Source organism: Micromonospora sp. NBRC 110009, assembly GCF_030518795.1.
In the GTDB taxonomy this organism is placed as follows: Bacteria; Actinomycetota; Actinomycetes; order Mycobacteriales; family Micromonosporaceae; genus Micromonospora.
This window is the reverse complement of the sequence record NZ_CP130427.1, coordinates 309,255-326,872: the sequence shown is the minus strand read 5'-3', so window position 1 is coordinate 326,872 and position 17,618 is coordinate 309,255. Positions and strand designations below refer to the sequence as shown.

The 17,618-nt window shown below is 72.1% G+C and carries 17 protein-coding genes; 7 read left to right on the top strand and 10 right to left on the bottom strand.

The window, feature by feature from the left end; translation table 11 throughout:
- Nucleotides 1-20: 20 nt before the first annotated feature.
- The 5 genes from lsrF to Q2K19_RS01470 are packed head-to-tail and all read right to left on the bottom strand — an operon-like array spanning nt 21 to nt 5,532.
- Nucleotides 21-905, bottom strand: a complete 885-nt coding sequence (lsrF, locus tag Q2K19_RS01490; RefSeq protein ID WP_302766947.1) for a 3-hydroxy-5-phosphonooxypentane-2,4-dione thiolase — start codon at nt 903-905, stop codon at nt 21-23.
- Entirely contained in the window at nt 898-1,917 is a 1,020-nt protein-coding gene (locus Q2K19_RS01485) for an ABC transporter permease (protein ID WP_302766946.1), read from the bottom strand. The genes lsrF and Q2K19_RS01485 overlap by 8 nt, the downstream gene beginning before the upstream one ends.
- Nucleotides 1,914-2,873, bottom strand: coding sequence for an ABC transporter permease (locus Q2K19_RS01480; protein WP_302766943.1), 960 nt, complete (start codon nt 2,871-2,873; stop codon nt 1,914-1,916). Before Q2K19_RS01480 ends, Q2K19_RS01485 begins: the two co-directional genes overlap by 4 nt.
- Nucleotides 2,870-4,405 carry a sugar ABC transporter ATP-binding protein gene (locus Q2K19_RS01475; protein ID WP_302766941.1) on the bottom strand — a complete coding sequence of 512 codons (1,536 nt, stop codon included), beginning with the start codon at nt 4,403-4,405 and terminating at the stop codon, nt 2,870-2,872. The genes Q2K19_RS01480 and Q2K19_RS01475 overlap by 4 nt, the downstream gene beginning before the upstream one ends.
- Nucleotides 4,406-4,431: 26 nt before the next feature.
- Entirely contained in the window at nt 4,432-5,532 is a 1,101-nt protein-coding gene (locus Q2K19_RS01470) for an ABC transporter substrate-binding protein (RefSeq protein WP_302766939.1), read from the bottom strand.
- Between the two features lie 276 nt (nt 5,533-5,808).
- On the opposite strand from Q2K19_RS01470, the gene Q2K19_RS01465 reads away from it, so the two are divergent.
- The 4 genes from Q2K19_RS01465 to Q2K19_RS01450 all read left to right on the top strand — a co-directional run bounded on the left by Q2K19_RS01465 (nt 5,809) and on the right by Q2K19_RS01450 (nt 7,947).
- Nucleotides 5,809-6,552 carry a GntR family transcriptional regulator gene (locus Q2K19_RS01465; RefSeq protein WP_302766938.1) on the top strand — a complete coding sequence of 248 codons (744 nt, stop codon included), beginning with the start codon at nt 5,809-5,811 and terminating at the stop codon, nt 6,550-6,552.
- 147 nt (nt 6,553-6,699) lie between these two features.
- Complete coding sequence (locus tag Q2K19_RS01460; protein ID WP_302766937.1) at nt 6,700-7,158, top strand: SRPBCC domain-containing protein; 459 nt, start codon at nt 6,700-6,702, stop codon at nt 7,156-7,158.
- Nucleotides 7,155-7,502 (top strand): ArsR/SmtB family transcription factor, encoded by a 348-nt coding sequence (locus Q2K19_RS01455; RefSeq protein WP_302766936.1) that lies wholly within the window; start codon nt 7,155-7,157, stop codon nt 7,500-7,502. The genes Q2K19_RS01460 and Q2K19_RS01455 overlap by 4 nt, the downstream gene beginning before the upstream one ends.
- Before the next feature lies 1 nt (nt 7,503).
- A complete protein-coding gene (locus Q2K19_RS01450) occupies nt 7,504-7,947 on the top strand; it encodes an SRPBCC family protein (RefSeq protein WP_302766935.1) in 444 nt (147 codons plus the stop codon).
- 65 nt (nt 7,948-8,012) lie between these two features.
- Here the strand turns inward: Q2K19_RS01450 and Q2K19_RS01445 are convergent, their stop codons facing one another.
- Nucleotides 8,013-8,528 carry a GNAT family N-acetyltransferase gene (locus tag Q2K19_RS01445; protein WP_302766934.1) on the bottom strand — a complete coding sequence of 172 codons (516 nt, stop codon included), beginning with the start codon at nt 8,526-8,528 and terminating at the stop codon, nt 8,013-8,015.
- A gap of 136 nt (nt 8,529-8,664) precedes the next feature.
- On the bottom strand, nt 8,665-9,714 hold the full coding sequence (locus Q2K19_RS01440; RefSeq protein WP_302766932.1) for a sodium:calcium antiporter: 1,050 nt from the start codon (nt 9,712-9,714) through the stop codon (nt 8,665-8,667).
- A gap of 256 nt (nt 9,715-9,970) precedes the next feature.
- Here Q2K19_RS01440 and Q2K19_RS01435 point away from each other — a divergent pair, with 256 nt between their 5' ends.
- Together Q2K19_RS01435 and Q2K19_RS01430 are read left to right on the top strand one after the other, a co-directional pair.
- Nucleotides 9,971-11,056 carry an SdiA-regulated/phytase-like domain-containing protein gene (locus Q2K19_RS01435; protein ID WP_302766931.1) on the top strand — a complete coding sequence of 362 codons (1,086 nt, stop codon included), beginning with the start codon at nt 9,971-9,973 and terminating at the stop codon, nt 11,054-11,056.
- Nucleotides 11,057-11,334: 278 nt separating this feature from the next.
- Nucleotides 11,335-12,720: an FAD-dependent monooxygenase family protein gene (locus Q2K19_RS01430; protein ID WP_302766930.1), complete on the top strand. Its 1,386-nt coding sequence runs from the start codon at nt 11,335-11,337 to the stop codon at nt 12,718-12,720.
- 38 nt (nt 12,721-12,758) lie between these two features.
- On the opposite strand, the gene Q2K19_RS01425 is transcribed toward Q2K19_RS01430, so the two are convergent.
- Nucleotides 12,759-13,205, bottom strand: coding sequence for a DUF1801 domain-containing protein (locus tag Q2K19_RS01425; protein WP_302766928.1), 447 nt, complete (start codon nt 13,203-13,205; stop codon nt 12,759-12,761).
- An 81-nt stretch (nt 13,206-13,286) separates the two neighbouring features.
- A complete protein-coding gene (locus Q2K19_RS01420; protein WP_302766925.1) occupies nt 13,287-13,985 on the bottom strand; it encodes a TetR/AcrR family transcriptional regulator in 699 nt (232 codons plus the stop codon).
- Between the two features lie 120 nt (nt 13,986-14,105).
- Between Q2K19_RS01420 and Q2K19_RS01415 the strand changes: the two genes are divergently transcribed.
- Complete coding sequence (locus tag Q2K19_RS01415; RefSeq protein ID WP_302766923.1) at nt 14,106-14,789, top strand: DUF2306 domain-containing protein; 684 nt, start codon at nt 14,106-14,108, stop codon at nt 14,787-14,789.
- 7 nt (nt 14,790-14,796) lie between these two features.
- Here Q2K19_RS01415 and Q2K19_RS01410 read toward each other — a convergent pair whose 3' ends face one another.
- A complete protein-coding gene (locus Q2K19_RS01410; protein WP_302766922.1) occupies nt 14,797-17,286 on the bottom strand; it encodes a low temperature requirement protein A in 2,490 nt (829 codons plus the stop codon).
- Nucleotides 17,287-17,618 lie beyond the last annotated feature (332 nt).

Here is a 17,618-nt window from a genome sequence, read left to right as displayed (position 1 = left end):
GCCCGCACCCCTGGCGATGATCAGGACGCGGAACCGGCCGACCGCTCCCGGAAGAGCTCGTGGGCGTCCTCGGGCTTGGCGTCGTCGTGCACCACGGCGCGGACCGCGGCCAGCATCGCGGCCGGGTGCTCGCTCTGGAAGATGTTGCGGCCCATGTCGACGCCCGCGGCGCCCTCCTGCATCGCCCGGTACGCCATGGTCAGCGCGTCGAGCTCGGGGAGCTTCTTGCCGCCGGCCACGATGATCGGCACCGGGCAGCTGGCGGTCACCGTCTCGAAGCCCTCGTTGACGTAGTACGTCTTGACGATGTGGGCGCCCATCTCGGCGCTGATCCGGGTGGCGAGCCGGAAGTAACGGGCGTCGCGGACCATGTCCTTGCCCACGGCGGTCACCCCCAGCACGGCGATGCCGTGGCGCTGGCCGGCGTCCACCAGGGCGGCGAGGTTCGCCACCGACCGGGACTCGTGCTCGCCGCCGATGAACACCTGGATCGCCAGCGCCGCGGCGTTGAGCCGGACCGCGTCCTCGATGTCCAGGGCGATGTGCTCGTCCGAGAGGTCCTTCAGCACGCTCGGCCCGCCGCTGGCCCGCAGCACGATCCCGGCGCTGCTGTGCGACGGGATGCTGGTGCGCAGGGCGCCGCGGGTCATCATGATCGCGTCGGCGTCCGGCACGAGCGGGGCGATGTTGGTGTCGATCCGCTCCAGGCCGGCCATCGGCCCGAGGAAGTAGCCGTGGTCGAAGGCCAGCATCACCGTACGGCCGTTGTCGGGCCGGAAGATCCGGGACAGCCGGTTCTGCAGGCCCCAGTCCTGGGCGTGCGCGCCCTTGATGTGGAAGCCGGCGGCGGTGGGGATGGTCCCGCCGAAGTCGCGGGCGTCGAGCAGACCGTCGGTGTCAGGCATTGGTGTTCTCTCCTGTGTCAGTTCCAGCGGTGGTCGCGGCCGCGGGTCGCAGCCGTCGACGGGGTCGGGTGGTCCCGCCGGCGTTGCGGAGCGTTCCGCCACCGGCGAGGAAGAGGACGAACAGCACCAGGCCGCCCTTGAGCAGGTTCTGCGCGGCGGTGCTCCAGCCCACGAGGTTGACGAGGCCGTCGAGCAGGATGAAGAAGAGCGCGCTGCCCCAGATGCCGACCGGCACGGCCCGGCCGCCCGAGATGAGCGTGCCGCCGATGACGACGACGGCGACCGAGTCGAGCAGGTAGCGGGTGCCCAGGTCGGGCGACGGCGCGATGTAGGCGGCGAGCAGCGCGCCCGCCAGCCCGGCGAGGGCGCCGCTGGCCAGGTAGGTGATGGCGATGATCCGGCTGACCGGGAGGCCGGCCCGTTCCGCGGCCGGCCGGCTCTGCCCGACCGCGAGCAGCGAGCGACCGTACGTGGTGCGGCGGAGCAGGGCCACGACCAGCGCGGTCAGGGCGGCCACCGCGACGGCGAGCACCGGTACGCCGGCCGGGCGCAGGTTGAGCAGCCCGCGCAGTCCGTCGTCGGGCACCGCGGTGAAGCCGTCGGCCAGCGACAGCGTCAGCGACGAGGCGATCAGCCCGGCGGCCAGGGTGGCGATGATCGGCGGGACGGACAGCCCGAGGATCGCCACCACGCTGACCACCGCGACGGCCAGCCCGGTCCCGATGCCGGCCAGGATGCCGACCGGCACCGATCCGGTGGTCGCGGTCACCTGGACCGCGACGAACCCGGCGAGGGAGATGATCGGCGCCACCGACACGTCGATGTTGCCCGGTCCGGCGGTGATCACGAGCATCTGGCCCAGGCCGACGATGACCAGGTAGGGGGCCAGGGACAGGGCGAGCGACACCGTCTGCCCGCCGCCCTGGTTCGAGATGGCCAGGATGAGGACCCAGACCAGCGCGGCGGCGGCGAAGCCCCAGATCCAGGGGCGGGCGAGCGTACGGAGGGTCAACGGAGCACCTTTCCGACCACGACGCGGCCGGCGAGCACGGCCAGCACGATCAGGCCCTGCACGGCCGACTGCATGTTCGACGGCACGTCGAGCAGGCTGAGGACGACGCTGACCAGGCCGAGGGTGATGCCGCCGATGGCGACGCCCCACGGCACGGCGGTGCCGCCGGCGAAGGACCCGCCGCCGAGGATCACCGCGGCGACCGTGATCAGCGTGTAGCTGGTGGCGGACGAGACGTCGCCGCCACCGGTCTGCGAGGCGAGCATGAGCCCGGAGAGCACGCCGAGCGCGCCGGCCACGGCGTACGCGACGACCCGGGCGGCCAGCGGTCGCAGGCCGGCCCGTTGCAGCGCGACCGGGTTGCTGCCCAGCGCGCGGACCCGCACCCCGACGGAGCTGCGGGCCGACAGCAGCCAGACCAGCGCCGCGACGACGAGGATCGGCAGCAGCGGGGCGGGGAAACCGGCCGGCTGCCAGGAGCCGAAGGTCGCCAGCCACTCGGGGGTGCTGCCGCCCGGGGTGGGCAGGACGAACAGTCCCAGGCCCAGCCAGACGAACGAGGCGCCGAGGGTGGCGATCAGCGACGGCACCCGGCGCAGGTGGATCAGCGCGCCGAGCACCGCGTACGCCGCCACGAGACCGAGCAGCAGCAGCGCGCCGGTGCCGGGGGAGTAGACCAGCTTGGTGGCGGTGATGACGGTGACCAGCCCGACGAAGTTGCCGATGCCGAGGTCGATGTCGCCCACGGCCATCAGCACCATCTGGGCCTGGGCCGCGATGACCAGCGGCACGGTGGTCGACAGGATCAACGCGAGACCGGGCACGGTCAGCACGTCGGACTGCAGCGACGAGCAGACCGCGATCATGGCCATCATGGCGACCGCGCTGACCAGGGCGGGTCCGGTGCGGCGCAGCAGGGCCCGCGACGGCAGCGCCGTCGCGACGAGGTTCGTCATCGCTGTGCTCCTGTCGACTCGGATTCGGCGAAGGAGACGGCGATGATCCGCTCCTCGGAGATCTCCGCGCCGGTCAGTTCGGCGACGACCCGGCCGGCCCGCAGCACGTAGACCCGGTCGCAGTGCGCCATCTCGGCGTTCTCGCTCGAGTACCAGACCACGCTGCGGCCGCCGGCCGCCTCCTGCCGGATGAGCGTGTAGAGGTCGGTCTTGGTGTGCACGTCGACCCCGCGGAACGGGTCGTCGAGCAGGACCAGGTCGGCCGTGGAGGCGAACGCCCGGGCCACGATGACCTTCTGCTGGTTGCCGCCGCTGAGCTCGGTCATGCCCGCGTCGGCGCCACCGCGGATGGCCAGCCGGTCCACCCAGTCGCGGACCGCGGCCTCCTCCGCGCCCGAGCGGCGGACGCCGTACCGGGCCAGGCCGCGCATGGCGGTGACGATGAGGTTCTCCGCCACGGACCACAGCGGCAGCACGCCGGAGCGCTGCCGGTCACCGGGCACGTAGGCGCGGGTGCCCCGGACCGTGGTGTCCCGCCGGACCGGGCGCCACAGCCGTTCGAGCACCTGCTGCTGGCCCTGGCCGGCCAGCCCGGCCAGCCCGACGACCTCGCCCCGGCCGACCGTGATCGACACGTCGTGGAGGCCCTGGCCGGTGGCGCCGCGCAGCTCGGCGACGACCGGCCGCTCGCCGGCCGCGCGGGCGGACGCGGGAGCGGCGGTGGGTTCGACCACCTCGGCTCCCATCAGGGTGAGCACGTCCCGCTCGCCGAGGCCGGCCGCCGGCCGCTCCGCGACGACCGCGCCGTCGCGCATCACCGCGACGCGGTCGGCCACCGAGAGCACCTCACGGATCCGGTGCGAGATGAGCAGGACTGCGGTGCCCTGGGCGGTGACCCGGCGGACGTACGCGTAGAGCGAGCGCGCGGCGTCCGGGCCGAGCGACTCGGTCGGCTCGTCCAGGATCAGCAGGTCGAGCCGGTCGACCAGGCTCGCCCGGGCGATCTCCACCATCTGCCGCTGGGCCAGCGACAGGTCCTCGACCCGGTCCCGCGGCGTCACCCCGTGTCCCGGGAACATCTCGTCCAGCCGGCGGGCCACGGCGGTGCTGGCCGGCCGCCGCCAGCGCAGGCGGGGCAGGCAGTGCCGGGAGGAGACCCAGATGTTCTCCGCGACGGTGAGGTCCGGGCAGAGCGACGTTTCCTGGTAGGCCATCCGGACGGCACGGAACGGGTCGGCGCCCGGCGCGACGTCGCGTGGTGCCTCCTGGCCGCCCACGGTGACCGTACCCTCGTCGCACGCTTCGAGGCCGGCGAGGACGCGCATCAGCGTGCTCTTGCCGGCGCCGTTGTGGCCGACGAGGCCGAGCACCTCACCGGCGCGGACGTCGAGGTCCACGCCGGTGAGGGCCCGAGTGCGCCCGTACGTCCTGGTCACCCGCCGCGCGGTGACGACCGGTGGGGCCGGGGACGGCTTCCGGTCGCCCTGCGGCGGGGCCGCGAGCGACCCCACCGGCAGGTTGTCGACGTGCATGATGCGCTCCTTGGGTTGCTGTCCGGTCAGCCGGCGGCCGTCGGGATCGGCGGCTGCACCGGGGCGGCGCCGCTCTTGACGGCCTCCACCTGCTTGCGGAAGAGCTCCTGGGTCCACGGCCAGGCGGCGTACTCGTCGGGCTTCAGGACGTTGGCCCACGCGGCGAGGTCCTTCTGCTCCACCAGCACGATCGGGAAGGTCAGCTCCTTCGGGACGTCCTTGCCGTCGAGCAGGTCGATCGCCTCCCACAGCGCGGCGACCGACTGGCCCGGGTCGGACATGACCGCGACCGAGCCGTTGTCGAGCTTGTTGTCCTGCCAGTACTTCAGCGCCCGGCCGTTGGTCTCGAAGGTGAGCGCCGGGATCGGCTTGCCGGCCGTGCTGAAGGCCTGGGCGACGCCGTAACCGTCACCGCAGCCGATGACCCCGTCGACCGTCGCCACGCTCGACAGCACACCGAGCACGGCCTTCTGCGCCTTGGCGCCGTCGCACATCCCGTTGACGGTCGCGGCGACCTTGACGTCCGGGTTCTTGGCCAGGATGTCCTGCGTCGTCTGGTACATCTCCGCCTCGGGCTGAGAGCCGACCACGCCCCGGCTGACGATCACGGTGCCCTTGCCGCCGATGCCCTTGACCAGCGGCTCGGCCGCGGCCGTCGCCCAGTCCTTGAAGCTGTTGAGCAGCACGTGGGCGCAGGGGGCGTCGATCGCCGAGTCGAAGACGACGACCTTGATGCCGGCGTCGCAGGCCTGCTGGATGACCGGCTTCAGCGCGGTCGGCGAGGCCGGGTCGATCAGCAGGGCGTCCGGCTTCTGCAGCAGCAGGCTCTTGATCTGGGCGACCTGCTCGGTGGCCGAGTTCTCACCCGGGGCGTTGACGACCTTGAACTTGCTGATCAGCCCGTCGTTCTGGGCCTTGGTGGCGGCGGCCTCGAACTTGGCGATCATCGTCTGCCGCCAGCCGTTGCCGATGAAGCCGTTGCTCAGCGCGATGAACGGCTTGTCGCCGCTCTTGGCCTTGCCGCCGCTCGCGCCGGAGCCGCAGCCGGTCGCGGTGACCGCGACGGCCGCGACCAGCGCGGCCACGACCGCGGTGCGCCGTCGTCGGGATGAGGGATGGGTACGCATGGTGGGGGCCTCCAGGGAGAGCGAAAACCCGCCGGAGCGGGAGTGGACGTGCTCAGTCAGCCGACCGCGGCGGGGGCTGCGGTGAGGTCCAGTCATTACAGACCTGTAGTGACAGGTTGGCTAGGGCTGGATGACAAACGTGTTCCAAGTCACAGTGATGGCGGTTACGTTCCTGTGTCTTCCCGGCACTCGGGCGGTCATCAGGCCCCAACGCCTGTCATGACAGGGATCGTTTTGCCGTGGCATGCTGTACTCGATCGACGGGGAAGGAAGTCCATGACGATGACCTACCGGCGGCTCACCCGGGACGGGAACGAGCCGCTGTGGATGCAGCTGATGCGGGAGCTGCGCGGCCAGATCGAGGCCGGCGACATCGGTCCGGACCAGCCGTTGCCGTCCGAGGCGGAGCTGACCGACCTCTACGGCGTCTCCCGCACGGTCGTGCGAGAGGCCCTCCGCGAGCTCGTCCAGCAACGGATGATCTACAAGGTCAAGGGACGGGGCGCCTTCGTCGCACCCCGCAAGACCGAGCTGCGCTTCGTCGGCTCCGTCTCGGGCTCCGCCGACGACCTGCGCGAGTCGGGACGCCGGGTCACCACCCACACGATCAGCCAGGCCCTCGGCTCGGCGGACCAGCGCGAGGCCGAACTCCTGCAGATCCCGGTGGGCGAGCCGGTCGTCCGGATGCGGCGACTCCGACGCGTCGACGGTCAGCCCTGGCTGCTCGTCGACACGGCCCTGCCGGCCCGGCTGGTGCCCGGCCTGGAACGCGCGGTGCTCGAGAACCAGTCGCTGTACGACGTACTGCGCCGCCGGTACGGACTGGAACCGGTCGGGGCCGACCGTTGGATCGAAGCCGTCTTCCCCGAGCCCGAGGACGCCGCCCTGCTCGAGATCACGACCTCAATGCCGCTGCTCGGCATCGAGTCCGTGGCCTGGCTGCCGGACGGCACCCGGTTCGAGGCCTACCACGCGTTGCACCGCAGCGACCAGACCCGCTTCTTCGTCGGCATCCGCTGATCCTCCGCCACCGCCCGTCGGTCGCGGCGTCCATTGCCAGGGCGGCGGCCGGCGCGGACGGCAGCCAAATGCGCAACCAAAGGTTGCACATCGGGGGGTGGCTGTTGTAGCGTGACGCAACCAAAGGTTGCGAAAGGCTGGTGGGACATGGAGTACGGATCCATCGAGCGCGACGTTCATGTCGACGCATCGCCCGAGGTGGTCTTCGAGGTGATCAGTCGGCCCGAGCACATGCGGGAATGGTGGCCCGACGACGCGCGGTTCGAGCCGGTCGCGGGCACACCCGGCGAACTCGTGTGGCGCAACGCGGAGACCGGCGAGACGACGAGCGTCGCACTCGCCGTCGTGGAAGTTGACCCACCGAAGCGATTCTCCTTCCGGTGGTGCTTCTCGGACCCGGACCGGAGCGGGCCCTCGCTGCTCGTCACCTTCGACCTGACCCCGACCGGTGCGGGGACCCGGATCCGCATGACCGAGGCCGGGTTCCGCGAAATGGGCTGGGAGATCGCCGTCCTCGAGGAGCAGTACCGCGACCACGTGAGCGGGTGGGACCACTACATCCCCGCGCTGGGCACGTACGTCACGCGGCTGGTCGCCGCCGCATGAGCGCGGCGATCGATGACGACCTGTGGTCGGCGATCGGTGACCCCATCCGGCGGACGATGATCGACCTTCTTCTTGCCGGGGGACCAGGCACCGCCACGTCCCTGAGCGAGCGACTACCCGTCACCCGGCAGGCGGTCTCGAAGCACCTGGCCGTCCTGGACCGGGTCGGCCTGGTGCACGCCGCGCCGGCCGGTCGCGAGCGTCACTACCAGGTCGACGAGGCGCAGCTCGCCCGAGCTGTCGCCCAGCTGTCAGCGGTCGGCGCCACGTGGGACGCCCGACTCCGCCGGATCAAGCGGATCGCCGAGGCGATCGAACGCAACCGCAACAACCAAGGAGGATGAAATGGTCGACATCCTGCACCGGGTCGGCGTCGTCGCTCCGCTCGACGACGTCTACCGCGCAGTGGCGACTCCGGCGGGCATCGCCGGCTGGTGGACGACCGACACGGTGGGCAAGAGCGAGGTCGGCGGGCAGTTGGCTTTCCGGTTCGGCGACGTCGGTGGCTTCGACATGGAGATCCTGGAGCTCGATCCCTCCGGCCGGGTGCGGTGGCGGGTCACCGACGGCCCGGAGGAATGGCTCGGGACCGAGATCGACTGGCGCTTCGACCAGCGCGGCGACTACACGATCGTCCAGTTCAAGCACGAGGGGTGGCGCGAGCCGGTCGAGTTCATGCACCACTGCAGCACCAAGTGGGCGATGTTCCTGATGAGTCTCAAGGAGCTCGTGGAGACCGGGCGCGGCAGGCCGGCGCCGGACGACGTCCAGATCAGCGACTGGCACTGACCTCGGCACGAGGGCTCCCGATCGAGGCGAGCGCGAGCGTCGATCGGGAGCCTTGGCGCGCCGGCTCAGGTGATGGCGGGGCTGCGGCGTTCGATGAGGATGACGTCGCGCCAGGTGCCGTGGTGGCGGCCGATGCGTTCCCGGGTGCCGACGGTGCGGAAGCCGCAGGCGGTGTGCAGGGCGAGGCTGGCCGTGTTCTCGGGGAACACGCCGGACTGGATGGTCCAGATCCCGGCCTGCTCGGTGGAGGCGATCAGGGCATCGAGCAGGAGCCGGCCGACGCCTCGGCCGCGGGCGTCCGGGTGGACGTAGACGGAGTGCTCCACCACCCCGGCGTAGACGCACCGGTCGGACACGGCTGAGCAGGCGACCCAGCCGAGGACGCGGCCGGCGGAGTCGACGGCCACCCAACGGTGACCAGGCAGCCGGGTCGCGGTGAACTGCGCCCAGGCCGGTGGCTCGGTTTCGAAGGTGGCGTGGCCGGTGGCGATGCCGAGCCGGTAGATGTCGAGCACGGCATCGGCGTGCTGCTCACGAATCGCGGCGATCGTGACGCCGGCGGTGCTGGCGGGAGTGGTCATCGGTTTCCTCGGCGAGGCGGGGCGCGGGCCAGGCGGTCGGCTTGTCTCGCATCGTAGAGCTCGGGAACGAGCGGTCTCCGCTGCCGGCCATGCCCAGCCGGGTTGCCTCGTCGCCCGACGGCCCAACCGAGCCCCGCTATCCGTGTCCGACGGCGAGGATGACGGTCATGGCCGCGTAGCTCGCCAGGAGCAGGACGCCTTCGAAGCCGAGCCGGCCCCACCCGCAGGTTTGCCGGATGAGCAGCCCGCCGAGGAGGACGGCGGTCATGAACAGGCTGGTGGTGGTGGTGAGCAGTTCCTGGGTGCCGGCCGTGTGGTAGATCGACCCGTGCCGGTAGGCCAGGTCACCGGCGACCAGGGTGAGCACGTCGAGGATGTTGCCGCCGAGCACGGCGGCGATGGCGAGGGTCGGTGCCCCACGCCGTACGGCGGCGGCCGCGGTGACGGTCTCCGGCAGGGCGTTGACCACGCCCATGAGCACGCCGCCGACGAACCCGGCGGTGAGTCCGGTGACCTCGACGGTGCTCTCCGCGGCGAGGGCGACGAGCCACCCGCCCCCGGCGACGAGCAGCCCGACGACTGCGAAGCGGCTCCACAACCAGACGGGCGAGTGCTGGTTGAGGGCGCTCTCGTTGTGGGGGACGTCGGGTCGGGTTTCCGCGGTCGCGATGGCCTGCCACATGGGTTGGGCGCCGGCCCGACGGATGAGCACCAGCCCACCCACGTAGACCGCGACGAGCACCGCCGACATGGGGTCGACTCCGGCGATGCTGGTCTCGGGGACGTAGCTGGCGAGCAGGGCGAGCGCGAGCAGCGCGACGAGCAGGCACCCCGACAGCACGTTCGACAGCGACGCGGCCGCGTGCTCGAGGTTGGCTCGGCGGTAGAAGGCGTCGGCGACCGCGACGGCGGTGGTCTGGGCGGCGATCCCGCCGACCGCGTTGCTGTAGCCGAGTTCGGGCTGGTCGCTGGCCGCGGCGACGATGGTCATGATGATGCCGGAGAGGCCGGTGACGACCCCGAAGAACACCACGCCGAACAACGCCTCGCCCCAGCCCGTGCGGTCGGCGAGGGCGTCCCCGAGGCCGGCGAGGCGAATGCTTCCCGCGACGGTGACCGCCCCGGCCAGCAGGAACACGCCGACGCTCCACGCGAGGGGCCACGGCAGGGCGGTCAGGTCGGGCACGGCCGCTGATTCCCCGGACGGCGGCGAAAATGCCCCGTGTGGCGACGTCGGGCCGGGGGCGGGGCGTCCGGCTACGGCGTACGGCTCATCTGGTGCTCCTGTTGGTGTTGGTGTGGCGCGGTGTTCCCCGGTAGCGAGGGTCAGCAGGACCGGCCGTCGCAGTCGTAACCTCAACTGTCCGCGCCCGCGCCACCGGCTGTCGCGGTCGCTGGCGGATCGGCGGGCGCGGCCCGGCGGGACACGGATCGAGGTGGCGGTGGGGGAGCGGCGTCGGCCAGCGTGGTGGCGGCGGGCGGCGGCATCGGGTGGCGGCCTGGTGCTCGCGCTGGCACCTGCCGGTGCGGCGGTGGCCGCACCGGCACCGCACTCGTCGCCGGCCGGCGGCGTGCCGGTGTGCCGGGTGCGGGACAGCCGGCTCACCGAGATCTCCGGAATGGTCGCCACGGCGAACGGACTCGTGGTAGTCAACGACAGCGCCGACGAGGAGGCCCGGCGGCGGATCTTCTTCCTCACCGCTGACTGCCGCGTGACCCGTGCGGTGCGGTATCCGTCCCGGCCGCGCGACACCGAGGACCTCGCCGTCGGGGCCGACGGCACGATCTGGGTCGCCGACATCGGCGACAACGACCAGTCTCGGCAGACCGTGGCCGTGTGGAAGCTTCCGCCGGGCGGTGATCGGCCGGTGCTGCACCGGCTGACCTACCCGGACGGGCCGCACGACGCCGAGGCGCTGCTACTGACCGGTGACGGGCGACCGCTGATCATTACGAAGCAGGGCGGCGCCGCCGGCATCTACGCCCCGACCCGGGACCTGGTGCCGGGCGCGACGGTGCCGATGGCGCGGCGGGGGCAGGTGCGCCTGCCCGGCACGGACACGAGCAACCCGTCCGGCTTCCTCGGCCGCGCCGTCGTCACCGGGGCGGCCACCGCGCCGGACGGGCGGCGGGTGGTGCTGCGCACCTACGCCGACGCCTTTCAGTTCGACGTCCCCGACGACGACGTCGTCGGCGCGATCACCAGCGGGACACCCCGGGTCGTTCCGCTGCCCGACGAACCCCAGGGTGAGTCCATCGCCTACACCCCGGACGGCCGCTTCCTGCTCACGGTCTCCGAATCCGCGGACCAGCCGCCCGGAACCCGACCGACCATCCTGCGCTACCCGGTGCCCGGTCCCGCGAGGGCCACGGGTGCGCCGACCGCTCCCGTCTCCCGGTCGCCGGTGCCCGCCGTTCCGCCTCGGAGCGACCTGCCGCGCCTGCTCGGCGGGCTGGGGGTGCTGGGGGCGGGTCTGCTCGGCGTGGGGCTGGTCCGGACGGTCAGGTCCCGCCGCACGCGGCGCTGATCCCGCGCCGCTCCGCCTCCGGCTTTGCTGGAGTGCCGCGCCGAGCCGGCAGCCTGGGAACAGTGACCGGTAGTCGACTGAGATATCGGCCACTGTGCGGGTCAGGAAAACCTCGGATGCTCCTGACCAGGCGCTTCTCGTGCCGAACGCGGAACGGTCGGCGTTTCGGAAAGGGCGGCGCCGCGCACTGTCAATTAGCCGTCCGCCATTTCGCTTTTCCCGTGGCGACCCCGTGCCGCTAACTGTTGGCATCCCTTTTGCTTGAAACGGAGTCAACCGTGTCCACCACCAATGAGACCGGCTCGGCGATCGTCCTCGGCGGCAGCATCGGCGGCCTGCTCGCCGCACGGGTGCTGAGCGAGTCGTACGCGAAGGTGACCGTCTTCGACCGGGACGAGCTGCCGGCGGAGGTCGCTGACCGCAAGGGTGTGCCGCAGAGCGAGCACGCGCACGGCCTGCTGGCCCGGGGGCTGCAGATCCTGGAGGAGCTCTTCCCCGGCCTGACCGCCGACCTGACCGCCCAGGGGGCCCTCCCCGTCGACGTCCAGCGGGACTGCCGGTGGGTCAACGACGGCCATCCGATTCCCCGGGTCGCCTCCGGCCTGGAAGGGCTCTGCGTCAGCCGGCGCGCCCTGGAGTCGTACGTCCGGGGCCGGGTCCGCGCACTGCCCAACGTGGAGGTCCGCGAGCGGTGCGAGGCGTTGGGGCTGCTCTGCGACGCCGACGGCGACACGGTCACCGGCGCGCGGATCCTGCCCCGGGGTGGCCAGGAGGAGCGCCATGCCGCCGACCTGGTGGTGGACGCGACCGGCCGCGGCAACCGCGGCCCCACCTGGCTCGCCGAGCTCGGCTACCAGCCGCCCGTCGAGGACCGGGTCGACCCCCACACGGTGTACGTCTCCCGCGACTACCGCCGCACCCCGGGGGACAGTGACTTCGCCGCCCTGGTCAGCAGCCCGTCGCCGGCCGCCCCGTACGGCGGGGTGGCCATCTCCGCGGAGGGCGACCGGTGGATGGTCACGCTGCTCGGCGTGGGCCCGGACCAGGCCCCGCCGACCGACCCCGAGGGTTACCTCGCCTTTGCCGGACGGCTGCCCACCCCGGAGTTGCGCGCGCTGCTGAGCCGGGCGGAGCCGCTCGGCCCGCCGAAGCGGATGCGGCTGCCCACCAGCGTGCGCCGTCGCTACGAGCGCCTCGCCCGCCTGCCCGAGGGCTTCATCGCGGTCGCGGACGCGATCTGCAGTTTCAATCCGGCGTACGGGCAGGGCATGACGGTGGCCGCGGCCGAGGCGATGGTGCTGCGCGACTGCCTCCGGCTGAGCCGGCGGGAGCTGCCCCGCCGCTTCTTCGCCGCGGCGGCGAAGGTGGTGGACGTGCCGTGGGACATGGCCGTCGGCGCCGACCTGCGCTACCCGGCGGTCGTCGGGCCGCGTAGCCGCCGGACCCGCTTCCTCAACGGGTACGTCAGCCGCCTGCACGCCGCAGCCGCGCGGCACCCGGTCGTCGGGCGGCGCTTCCTGAGCGTCGCCAACCTGATGACGCCGCCGCCGGGGCTCTTCGCGCCGGGGATCGTCGCCCGGGTGCTCTGGTCGGGTCGACGACGCACCACACCTCAGGTGACCCACCGGGAGCCGGCGCGGGTCGAGGAGCTGGCCGCCCGCTGAGCCGGGCCGTCGGCGGGCCCCGGGCCCCGGGGTCCCGCCTAGCGTCCGCGTTCGCCGGCCCGGTCGACGCCCGTGTGCACCCGCACGGTGCGGTCGACGAGTTCGCGGAGCGAGCTTTCGTCGACGTCGTCGAGCCGCTTCAGATAGAGGCAGCCCTTGCCGGTCTTGTGCGGGCCGAGCCGGGCGAGCACCGAGGCGTACCGCTCCTCGAACCCACCCACCAGGTAGATGACGAGCTGCTGCTTGCGCGGGGAGAAGCCCACCAGCGGCCAGTCGCCCGTGCGCCCGCTCTGATAGGTGTAGCGGTAGCTGCCGAAGCCGACGATGCTGGGGCCCCACATCACCGGGGGCTCGCCGGTGCTGTCGCGCAGCATCGCGCAGAGGCGCTCGGCGTCGGCCCGGCGGCGTTCGTCGGGGACCGCGGCCAGGAAGTCGTCGACGCTGGCGTCGGTCGGGATGGTCACCGGCCGCTTCGAGGTCGCCATGCGGCCATGCTGGCACGGGAGTACGACACCGCGGCGGCTCAGCACCCGGCCGCGGGTTGGGTGAGCAGCAGTGGCGTCGGGTCAGGCCCGGCTGCGGGAGGTCCACCCCTGTCGGTGGAGTCTCTCGAACCCGTCGAGCAGCAGGTCGAGCGCGAACTCGAACTCGAACTGGTCGTCACAGCCGCCGCCGACGACCGACCCGCTTTCATGCGCGGCGGCCGTGGCAATCTCGATGATGTAGGGGTATCTGGCGGCCATCTCGCGCATCATGGCCGCTTGCAGCTCCGGATCAGGCGGTGGCGGTGCGGCCGGAAACACCTCCTGGGTGAATCCCCAGATGCGGCTGCCCAGGGCGTGCATCACGTGGTGGGTGAGATCGGCGGAGAAGCCTCCGGCCCGGAACATGCCGATGACCGAGTTCAGGTGATCCAGCACGACCGGGGTCGGGTGGGGGCGGGACTCGATGACGCGCGACGCCCAGGGATGGCGCAACAGGGCGCGCCGCGCGGAGAGGACGCGCTCGCGGATCGCCGTCTTCCAGTCGCCGCCGCCGACCGGCGGCTCGATCTCACCGACGATGACGTCGACCATGCCGTCGAGGAGCTCGTCCTTGTTGGCTACGTGCTTGTAGAGCGCCATCGGCACGACGCCCAGCTCCTGGGCCAGGCTGCGCATGCTCACCGCGTCGATGCCGCCGTCGTCGGCGAGCGCAACGGCGGCGCGCAGCACGCGGTCCCGGTTGAGGGGTGCCCGGCGTGCGCCGTCCACCTGCTGGGCCATCTCCGTCGCCGTCCCTTCCAGCGGTGCCCACCGTACCGCCCCTTGACGGTGTACGGCGTACACCTTACCGTGGTGGGCAGGTGTACGCCGTACACCTCGTGCATTGGAGAAGGGACCGCCGTGACCTCCTCGGCCAAGCGACAGTGGCTGGTGCCCATCGGCCTGATCATCCTCAGCCTGGTGCCCGTGGTGGCCGGCGCCGCCCGGGTCGCCCAGCTCACCGGTGGTGCGACGGTCACTTCGGACAACGCCCGGTTCTTCGCCTCGCCCGTGCCCGTGCTCGTGCACATCGTCGGCGCCAGCCTCTACTGCCTCCTCGGCGCGCTCCAGTTCGCCCCCGGCTTCCGCCGCCGGCGTCCCGGGTGGCACCGCCTCGCCGGACGGCTGCTTGTCCCCTGCGGGCTCGCCGCCGCACTGTCGGGGCTGTGGATGACGCTGTTCTACCCTCGCCCGCCCATCGACGATGTGTTGCTGACCCCGATTCGGCTCGGCTTCGGCTCGGCCATGGCCTGCTGTATCGTCCTCGGCCTTGCCGCGATCCGGCGTCGCGACATCGTGCGCCACCGCGCCTGGATGACCCGCGGGTACGCGATCGGGCTCGGCGCGGGCACCCAGGTCCTGACCCACCTGCCCTGGATGCTGCTCGCCGGCCAGCCGAAGGGGCTCACCCGGGTGCTGCTGATGGTCGCCGCCTGGGTGATCAATCTGGCTGTCGCCGAGTGGGCGCTGCGCAGGCGGCCGACCAACCGTGCCCGGACCACCGAACCTGCCGGCGCGCCCGCCGGCGTTCTGGCCAGCCGGTGAGGGCGGGTCACCGGAGGGGTTCGGCCGGACGCGCATCGGCCAGGATGGCCGACGGTGACGGTTCGCGCAGCCGTCGACGCAGGTCGACGGCGCGCCGGGAGTCGATCACCAGGACGGCGGCGGTGGCCGCGGCGAGCACGATCAGCACCCAGAGCGGGGGTAGGCGCAGGGTGGTCGGCGCGAGGACCGCGATGAGCAGGATCCCCAGCGTCCGGACCCAGCGGATCTGATGCCGAACCCGCCACCAGAATGCCTGGGTCGCGACGAGATAGAGGATGACTCCGGTGAAGACGGCCGGGTGCCCGAGCGGTGCGTGCGGACCTGCCGGGTCACTGATCAGGCCGAGGAGTTCGTGCAGGCCGAAGGCGAGCAGCATCAGGCCGGCGATCATGGGCAGGTGCAGGTAGGTGTAGGCGTCGCGGGCCAACGCTCCACGCGGTCTGCCGGTCGCCGCCTGCACGGCCCGGTGCCCGACGAGGGCATCGGTGTCGAAGTACGCCCACCAGAGGCTGGACAAGAGGATCATGCTGACCGCGATGGCGAGGATGACCGACCAGGAGATGGGGCGCCCGAACAGCGCCACGCCGGTCGACAGGATCGCTTCGCCCAAGGCGATGAGGATGATCAGCTCGTACCGGTCCGTCCAGTGCTTCGCGGAACCTGTCAGCCAGAACCGTGGCCCCATGAGGTAGCCGCCGGAGAAGTCGATGACGATCGCCGCGACCCAGAGGGCAACCTCGACCCGGCCCGCCCCCGGGCCGTGTGGTCGCGAGGCAGCCAGGGCAGCGAGCAGCAGGAGCAGCAGCGACACCAGGGTCGAGACGCTGACCCGCCACAGTGGCGCGGGCGGCGCTGCGGCAGCGACCCGGCGGAACGCGGCCAGGTGCAGCACCCGGAGGACGAGATAGCAGAGCACCACGATCAGGGGCCCGGGCAGACCGCCCGGCACCCGCTCAAAGGCCTGCGGGATGGCGATGCCGATCGTCAGGGTCAGCGCCACGATCAGCAGGACGGTCAGCCGGGCGACGATGGACTCGCTGCGCAGCGCGTTGCCGAGCTGCGCGGACAGACACCAGGCCGCCCACAGCAGGCTGAGCACCGCCAGCCCCTGGGTGACTCCGACCACGGAGGGGTGCCGGGCCATCAGAACGCTGACCTGGATGAACGCGTAGACGACCACCAGGTCGAGGAAGAGTTCCTTCGGTGTGACACCGCTGCCGGCGGTGCGCGCGGCGACCGACGCGACCATCTCGTGCAGCGCGCGGTGGCGCCGGCGGAACACGGTGAGGTCAACCAGCACCATACTGACCAGCACGGCGGCGAGGAGTCCCACCACGGCCACCGCCGGCAGCTCGACCGCGACGGGCAGCAGGGCGATGACCAGGGCGATTCCCAGCAGCGGGCTGCGGCCCAGCAGGCCGATGGTGCGGCGCTCGAGGGCCACGAGGCCGAGCAGGTAGAGGAGAGCACCGCCGTAGAGGACCAGCACGCTCAGCCGGTCCCACCGGGGCGCGGCCGCGGGCTCGACCGCGCTCAACGCGCGCCTGAGCCCGAGTGCGAGCAGGACCAGGCCGACGATCATCGGTGCGTGCAGCAGGCTGTACGCGTCCCGGCCCAGCATCGATCTGCTGCCGGCCGGTCCCTGCTCCAGCGCCTGTTCGGCGGCGAGCCCGGCGATGTCGAAGTAGCGCCACCACAGCACCGCCACGACGAGGAGGCTCAGCGCCGAGCCGAGGATGACCGCCCAGGTGATCGGCGGGCCACCGCTCAGGCCCCGGCTGGTGCCGATCGAGATGATCGTCTCGCCCAGCGCGATGAGCACGATCAGCCGGTGCCGTTCGGTCCAGTGCGGCACCGACGCGATCCGCAGGGCGCCCGCCCCGATCGCCCGGACGCCGATGAAGTCGACCACCGCGGCGGCGAAGTAGAAGGCCAGCCGGACGGCGCCACCGTTCACCCCCGCAGGCAAGTGACGCGGCAGCAGGGCGCCGCACAGGAGTAGCGCCGCACTGGCGCACAACGGCAGCCAGACGCCCGTTGCCAGACTCCGGATGATCTTCGTGCCCCACCCGGCATAGGTCAGGGTCAGCAGCGCCGTCAGCCGGGCCAGCAGGAAGGCGGTCACGAAGACCAGCGGCCCGAACAGAGCGCCGGGCCGATCGGTGAAGGCCACCGGTGTGGCGATACCGACCAGCAGGATGGTCGCGGCCACGCCGAACATGATCGGCCGGATGATTCCCCAACGTACCCGGACGACGTTGCCCACCACGGTGTACGAGGTCCAGGCCCGCCACAGCAGGAGGATCACCGCCACACCCTGCAGCAGGCCTTCGATCCCGAAGTTCTCCGCCATCAGGTCCGTGACGCTCAGGAACGCGTACACGAACACCAGATCGAGGAACAGTTCCAGCCGGTTTACCCCGGAGCCCCCCGTCCTGAGCTCGAGCTGCCGGAAGAATCGGGCGCGCCGCCCCGACTCCCGCTCGCTGCCGGTCACCCACCTACTGTTCCGCCTCGGCGGGTCGGTGTCGCCTGACTCGCCGCAAAACGGAATATTCCCGACCGCCCCGGCAGGATGAGCAGCATCGGCCCACGGGGTGCCGGGTCCAACGACAGTGCCGCCGACCCCTCTGCCCCCAGCGGGTCGCCGTACCGGATGCGCGGCCTCCGCCGTGACCGCCCCCGCGTCTGACGCGACCACCGCATGCCCGCCTCGGACCCACCACGACCAGCCGTGTGATCTGATGACGGACGTCATGGCGGCAGTGCCGCACCGCGCCCCTCCAGCGTCCATGTTGAGCCGCCACCGGCGAGACTCGGTGCCACGCA